Here is an 8261-nt window from a genome sequence, read left to right as displayed (position 1 = left end):
CCCCTCTTTTTTGTCCTTTATGAAGTAATATATAGTTCGCCAGACCTTGTGTGGCTTTTCGAACAGTATAAATGTTCATTCGATTTGTCCCGGCTCCAATTATGCCACGCAATCCACCTGTTCCAAATTCAAGATCTTTATAAAATCGTTCCTTGATTTCATCCTCATTACCGGCTAAAGCTTTTAATTCTATCTTGGTTTCGTCATCAAAATAATTGTCTTCTAACCAATATTCATATGCGTTTGTGAATCCCATAGATAATCTCCTTTTTTACTAACTTTATATAATTTAAACATGTGTTAAGATAAATTCACATTTCCCTTCAACACACACACTTTTTTTACCTGCATGGATAAAGAATGTATCTCCCGCCTTAAATTTTAATGTAATTCCTTGCGTTAATATCTCTCCATTACCTTTGATTATAACAACAGTCACAAAAGAAGTGTCATCAACTTGAAAAACCACCGATTTATCTACCAAATATTTTATACTGACAAAATATTTGCACTGACCAAGCTGTTGTTCCTGATACCCCATTCCATTTGTTATTTGATAATCCATTTTTTGTAAATTGCAGTCATAATCTAAAGTTGAAACTTCCAGTGCTTTATCTATATGCAGTTCTCTTAACCTGCCATATTTATCTGTTCTTCCATAATCATATAGTCGATACGTGCAATTTGAATTTTGCTGTATTTCACATAATAAAATCCCTGCACCAATGGCATGAATAGTTCCTGCATTAACGAAAAATGTGTCTCCCTTTTTTACCTCAACCTTATTAAGAATTTCAAGAACTGTATTATTTTCTATTCTCTTTTTCAACTCTTGCTTACTGACATTTTTATTGACACCAAAATAAATAAATGCACCTTCTTCGCAATCCATTATATACCACATCTCATTTTTCCCGTACTCATATTCTTCCCTGAGTGCATAGGAATCATCCGGATGTACTTGTATGGATAACTGCTGCTTTGCATCAATAAATTTTATTAAAATCGGAAATCTTTCAAATGCTTTGCATTTCCACCCCAAGGCTTCAGATCCAATAACTTTTAAATACTCGTCAAAAAGCATTCCTTTATATTTACCTTCAGCTATTGAACTTTGTCCATCTCCATGTGATGACAATTCCCAGCTTTCCGCAATAATATCATACTCACAATTCTTACCATATACATCCCTTAGTTTTCTTCCCCCCCACAAATAATCTTTAAAAGTTGGCTCACACTTAACAATTGCTTCTTTCACCACACTTTGTGCTGTACCCTCACTGATATACTCCATATCTTTGTCAGCCATAAGTTTTCCGGTTGCTACTTCAATAATTACTACATTATCACTCGTATTGTTTGACAACATATGTGGCGTTCCGCTAGGAAAAAAAACATTTTCATTAATATGATAATCCTTTGTTGATTTATCCAAAGTAATTGTCGCTACACCTTCTACCACAGACCATTGTTCACTTCTGTGCTCGTGCCGGTGATAAGTCGTTGCTTTTCCGGGGAACAAGGTAACCTTCTTTACTTTATAATGTTCGGTTTGGTTTAATATTTCTACGGTTCCCCAGGCATTATATATTACAGTATTATTTTCAAAATAATTATTATATATTTTTTGATTCTTCTTAATGATTTCTTTAATGTGATCTGTTTTATATTTTGATGTAACGTAGGTTACATCATCTGTATTTACAACTATCGTATCTTCCAGATTATTAACAACCACCAGTTTTTTATCTGTATGATTAATCACCATCACATCTTTACAGTCTTCTTCAATTATCCGCTCTTCATTCTTTGCTGACATATAAGATGCCAATACCGCAATATCACTTATATCCTGCCAATAATAATCCGATTTCACTACTTTTACATTCTTTGACCGCTCAAAGACTGCGTTTTCTACACTGACTGCAGGGATAGACCTCATTTCCTCATAAGACAATATTATTTCTTTTTTACTGAGGCTCTTTTTAAGTATTAATTTATGGCAAGCCTCATAGATCTGTGGAGCCTCTAATAGCAATTCATGTAAAAAATCCCCTGCAACAAAAAGAAAATTGCCACTATTCCAATAATAGTCCCCTGAATTTATATAATTTACTGCTGTTAAATAATCCGGTTTCTCATGAAAAGAGCAAACCTTTTCACCTGAATATCGTATATATCCATAACCTGTATGCGGAGACACTGCTTTTAACCCAAAAGTAACCAGTGCTCCTTTACGGGCAAGCTTTTCTGCTGCTATTATTGTATCTTTATAAGTACTGCCTTCTATAATATGATCTGAAGATACTACATACACTAAATCCGATGGATTACTGCAAAAACAAGCAATCGCTATTGCAGGTGCTGTTTTACGCCCTTCTTCTTCAAATATGCATCTATATTTTAACCCTTGAAAAGCCTTCATTTGCCCTTCCACGATAAAATGATAATTATAATTTGTTACAATTATATATTCTTCACAAAAAGGCATATTTCTTGCGATTGTTTCCTGAAAGATAGATCGATTCTCCTTAATCTGCATAAATTGCTTCGGATAATTTTCTCTTGAAAGTGGCCAAAGACTGTTTCCTTTTCCACCAGCCAGTACAATGCACTTCATAATCAGGTTTCTCCTCTCATTGAAAACTATTGCTATTTTATCATACTAACCATAAAAAGTCTACAAAAGCTAGTACTCCATCCGAACGGTAATGATATTGACAGTACTAAATATTTTGTCATCTGTTGTAATACAAAAAGCAAATCATGCGTACATTAACAACGATAATACCTGTGTCCAATGACTATCGTTATTAATCTTTTATGATTTGCTCATATAGATTATCTACTATAACAGAAAGTAAAATAAATAATATATTACTTTTAAGACTTACTCTCAAATCATACTCTTTCAAATAAGCTCCGATAAAATAGTATATAGTAAGTGGATACATGGTAACCTTACAAATATCTACTTTCACCTTTTTCTTTTAGTAAATCAACTACTTCTTTTACATTTTGTGCTTTATTTCTTGAGCAGACCAATAATGCATCATCTGTCTCAACAATAATTAAATTCTCAACACCTATAGTAGCGATTAGCCTGCCATTCGAAACAGATATACAGTTCTCGGTATCAATATTTATCTGATCACCACATATAATGTTACCATTATGATCAGATTTGAATAATGCATCCATAGTATCCCAGCTACCAACATCGTTCCACCCAAACTCACCTGTTAATACTACTACATCCGAAGATTTTTCCATAATACCATAGTCAATTGAAACACTTGGAATTGACGGATAAATGCGTTCGATAACTGCTTTTTCATCCTCTGTTCCTATGGAATCAGAAATTTGATCTAAGCAATTATAAATATCTGGCAAATATCTTTTGAAGTTATCAAGTATTGTGGATGCTTTCCATATAAACATACCGCTATTCCATGCATATTCACCTGAATCTATGTATTTCTTAGCAGTATCCAGATCTGGTTTTTCCACAAATTCAATAACTTCTTTTACCATATCATTCGATTTATTATACTTAATATATCCATAACCTGTGGATGGAAAGGATGGCGTAATTCCTATAGTGACAAGTTTCTCTGATGCCATTGCTGTTCTTATCGCTTCATTAAATATTTTAACAAATGATTCCTCATCCTTGATATAATGATCTGCAGGAAATATACACATAACCCCATCACCATACTTTTTCATGATTTCTATTGCTGCATAACCAATACATGCAGATGTATTTCTTGCTGATGGTTCCGATAAGATATGACCTGCCCCAATAAACTCTGGGGTTACTTCACACATTTTATCAGCTTGCGCAGAATTCGTAACGATAAATATTTTATTTTCATCTACTACTTTACTAACACGTTTTATTGTCTCATTAATCATAAGATCATTGCCTGTTAGATTTAAAAGCTGTTTCGGTGTTTTCTGTCTGCTGGCAGGCCAAAAACGAGTACCTCCGCCTCCTGCCATAATTACCCCATATATATTCATATTTTATCCCTTACCTTTCTTGATAATATCTATGAAGTGTGTGGTCAAGCTATTTATTGTAACACACTCATTTCAGTCGTTTTAGTGAAATTTAATAGGTTTGGCTGGTACGCCAACTGCTGTACTTTTTGCTGGGATATCAGTGATCACCACGGAACCTGCACCAATGATTACTTCATCTCCAATATTTTTACACTGTATAATATTAGAGCCAACTCCTATTTCACTGCAATCTCCTATTTTCACATTTCCCGAAATATTTACGCTTGGATAAAGAGTAACATAGTCCCCTATTGTGGAATCATGACCAATTGTACAGTCCGAATTAAAAACTGCAAAATCCCCAATGCTAATATTTACAGTAATAATGCATGAAAAACAAAATATACAGCCTTTTCCAAAGGAAACTTCTTCAGATAACCGAACATCATCTGCAATAAATGTCGGAAAATCAATGTTTTTATTTTGGGACAATCTTTCAGCAACCGACTTTCTATGTTTTGCATTGCCCAGACAAATAACTGCATTAATTGCTGTTGGATACTGCTCTAACCACTTTGAGTCTCCAATAACTTTCAATCCATTTACAACTTTATCAAGCAAATCTGGTGTATCATCAACAAACCCGAGTATATTATACTCTTTTAAAAATTCTTTGTTAACCTGCATTTGAAACAATATTTCTCTTCCCAATCCGCCTGCTCCAAAAATCACAAGATCCTTTTTCATTTACTTACTACTCTCTTCCTCATTCTAATATACAGTGAGCTATCATTATATTTTCCTCAAGCTTAAAACAATATCACATATTCTATCAACATTATCTAAGGTAAGGTCTGCAAATAAAGGTAACGTTAATATACGCTTAGAAATATGTAAAGCTATTGGTGTCTCTTCCACATTATATAATCCGTTAAAACATTCAAAAGTATTTGTTAAAGGATAAAAATATTTCCTGGCATAAATATTGTCTTCTTTTAATCTGTCACAAACCTCATTACGTGTAGCACCAAAATCAATTTCGTCAAATACTACCGGGAAATAAGCATAATTAGATTTCACATTTTCTTGATCCATTGACAAATATAAACCTTTTACATTTTGGAGTCTCTCTTTATATCTATTTACTACTTTCTTTCTTTTTTCAATCTCATCTTCCACATGACGTAAATTACATACTCCCATTGCAGCCTGGAACTCATTCATTTTTGCATTTGCCCCTACTCCATCTACTGTAACTTCATCACGTATTCCAAAATTTTTCAATCGGTATAATTTACCTTCAAGTTGGTTATCCCCAAAGCAAATAGCTCCACCTTCAATTGTATTAAAGACTTTTGTTGCATGGAAACTAAACATCGACGCATCTCCATATGAGCCAATCCCTCTGCCTTTATATTGTATTCCAAATGCATGTGCTGCATCATAAATTACTTTTAAATCATATTTTTTTGCAATTCGTTCTATCTCTTCAATATTGCATATATTTCCATATACATGAACCGGTACAATGGCTGTCGTTTTATCCGTAATCAAAGATTCAATTTTACTGATATCAATGGTAAAGTCCCCTTTGTTAATATCACAAAAAACTGGTGTTAATCCATTCCGTACAATTGCATGTGTTGTGGATGCGAAAGTAAATGGTGTTGTTATGACTTCTCCCGACAAATTAAATGCCTGTATTGCTAATTCCAAGGCCATATGGCCATTAGAAAATAAAGATATATGGTCTACATCCAAATACTCTACCAATTGCTTTTCAAGTTTTTGGTGAATCGCCCCCATATTCGTTAACCAATGGGTATCCCAAAGTGGTCTGATTTCCTCCATATATTCTTCAAATCCCGGCATAGAAGAATTTGCTACTAAAATTTTATCTTTCATCCTAATCACCTAATAATGACCTTTCTGTACTTTTGCCATTTATCGTGTCTGAACTATATTTAATAACTCCCGACTATTTAATACTCTGGTCAACCTTTTTTAACATGCCCTATTAACTCTAACACGATTCCTTTTAAATATATAAAGCTTTCAAATTTAAAAATTATAGAACCTATAAGGTATATTAAAATACCAACTAAAATTTGTAAAATCAACAAGATCCAATTATTACCTATAAAAAAACCAATAGGAATAATTGCTATCCCCATAAATATAGACAGCAACACGGATGGCAAAATATCTTTTACCTGTTCTAAATAACCATATTTCAGTAATCCTTTATTTGGATATGCGTTAATAATACTACTTATAAGCGAAATAAACAAGGCACTTAACGCAATTGATATTACTCCCCATTTCATTACACATAGAATCACTACAATACCAATTGTCTTCTTTACCAATTCCAACTTTAAAAAAAGATCACTGCGTCCCACCGCTTTCATCGCTTCTAAGTTAGCTGTGTGGATTGGCCAAAATGCATAAGACAGACAAGCTATTTGAAGATACGGTACACAAGATACCCACTTATCTGTTAGAAGTATAGTGATAAGTGGTTTAGCTATTACCGCTAAACCAATCATCAGAGGCCACATCACATAAGAACTAATTTTTATAGCACGTCTCGTCATATCCTTTACTTTGTTTTTATCATCCTGATACATGGAAATTGCCGGAAATAATACACTGCTAATAGACGAATTGATATTTACAACCAGTAAATTTGGCAACTGATCACCTTTGTTATAATACGCCAGATCCTGTGAAGAATATACTTTACCAATAACCAAACTTCTTAACTGATTGTAACCGGTATCTAACAAGCCGGAACACAATAATTTCCATCCATATTTAAATAGTCCCTTAAGCCTGGATAATGAAAATGAAAGTATCGGGCGCCATTTAACAGTAAACCACAATACAATAGTATCGATAATGGTATTTGTTAAGTATTGTGCAACTAATGCCCATATGCCAAACCCATTATATGCTAAAACCATCCCTACTACCCCGGAAGTAATTGTCCCAAAAAAGGTTGACCAGAAAAACCGTTTAAATAACATGTTTCTTGACACATAAGCTTGCTGAACTGAATTAATAGCTGCAATCGGTATTCTTATACTTAAAACCCGAACTGCATTACATAGAATCTCATTATCATAAAAATTTGCTATATGAGGTGCTGATATAAATAGTATAATATATAAACAAATAGAAAAAACTATATTGAAATAAAATACAGTCGAAAAATCAATGTTATCTGCTGTTTTTTTCTGAATTAATGCACTACCAAATCCATTTGTTACAAACACGTCCGCAATTGTTATAAACACAGTAATTAATGCAATTGAACCATAATCTGTGGGGGCCAGTAAGCGAGCCAATACAACCGAAACAATAAAAGTTACTAATTGAGCAATAATACGTTCAGAAAACTTCCAAAAAAGTCCTGAAAAAACTTTACTCTTAATTTTAGAAACATGTTCTCCCATATATCCACCTTTATTTAAGTCTCTCTATGATGTGATTTCGTTTTACTTAAATTATAAATATCACCAATATAATGAAATCCCGGACAATATCTTAATATTCTATAGTACACTTTTCTATATATACTTAGCTGATTCCAATTATCGCTATACCTCTCTTGCATCATCTTCCTAAAATCTCTTTGCAAAAGTAATATTGTATATTCATAATGTCTAATATATTTATCAATATATTTATCAAATCGACTCTGTGTATATTCGTTGTATTCCTTCATACATTCAATTTGATTTTTATAATAATCGCATACTTTTTCTTTTTGTTTAACCGTTGTTTTCGTTACACTGGAGCTGCTGCCCAATCGATAACAGGACATATTCTCGGGTAAATAATAGATATTACCTTTTGTTATCAAATAAAGCATAATTGGCAAATCTTCTACTATTGAATTTATTAAAAAGTCCGGTCTGGTTTCACAGAGCCCCCAGATGTCTCTTGTCCTAAAGAAATAACTGCTGGTTTGAAATGTCCACTCAATATTGCCTGCTTCTGACTGCATATAATCTTCTGGGGTAACTATCCCTGGTCTGATAATATTGGGGGGAAATATTTTGTCTAAGGTCGAACCGTCTTCTTTAATCCATGACACAATATGCGTTGATACAGAACAATCCTGATGACGCTCTAATATCTCATACTGCTTTTGCAATTTACGATCATCTGTCCAATAATCATCTCCCTCGCACATAGCAATATATTTTCCCCTGGCATTCATGAACAAAAATTCAGAATTCATCTTT

General features: G+C 33.3%; 6 protein-coding genes and 1 pseudogene. All 7 read right to left on the bottom strand.

Going from position 1 to position 8261, the window contains the following annotated elements; all coding sequences use genetic code 11:
* A pseudogene (locus ACH2DQ_RS06405) lies at positions 1–256 on the bottom strand (phospho-sugar mutase); the annotation flags it as partial.
* Positions 257–289: 33 nt separating this feature from the next.
* Positions 290–2620 (bottom strand): type I phosphomannose isomerase catalytic subunit, encoded by a 2331-nt coding sequence (locus ACH2DQ_RS06400; RefSeq protein WP_394913516.1) that lies wholly within the window; start codon positions 2618–2620, stop codon positions 290–292.
* 341 nt (positions 2621–2961) lie between these two features.
* Positions 2962–4005 carry a mannose-1-phosphate guanylyltransferase gene (locus ACH2DQ_RS06395; protein ID WP_394913517.1) on the bottom strand — a complete coding sequence of 348 codons (1044 nt, stop codon included), beginning with the start codon at positions 4003–4005 and terminating at the stop codon, positions 2962–2964.
* Between the two features lie 102 nt (positions 4006–4107).
* Positions 4108–4755 carry an acetyltransferase gene (locus ACH2DQ_RS06390; RefSeq protein ID WP_394913518.1) on the bottom strand — a complete coding sequence of 216 codons (648 nt, stop codon included), beginning with the start codon at positions 4753–4755 and terminating at the stop codon, positions 4108–4110.
* A 45-nt stretch (positions 4756–4800) separates the two neighbouring features.
* Positions 4801–5913 (bottom strand): DegT/DnrJ/EryC1/StrS family aminotransferase, encoded by a 1113-nt coding sequence (locus tag ACH2DQ_RS06385; RefSeq protein ID WP_394913519.1) that lies wholly within the window; start codon positions 5911–5913, stop codon positions 4801–4803.
* An 89-nt stretch (positions 5914–6002) separates the two neighbouring features.
* Positions 6003–7466 (bottom strand): lipopolysaccharide biosynthesis protein, encoded by a 1464-nt coding sequence (locus ACH2DQ_RS06380; protein WP_394913520.1) that lies wholly within the window; start codon positions 7464–7466, stop codon positions 6003–6005.
* Between the two features lie 14 nt (positions 7467–7480).
* Positions 7481–8261: hypothetical protein (locus ACH2DQ_RS06375; protein WP_395026021.1), on the bottom strand; the 781-nt coding region annotated here is incomplete at its 5' end.

Source organism: Robinsoniella sp., assembly GCF_034124845.1.
The sequence above is the reverse complement of the archived record's forward strand: the minus strand, read 5'-3'. Positions and strand labels throughout refer to the sequence as shown.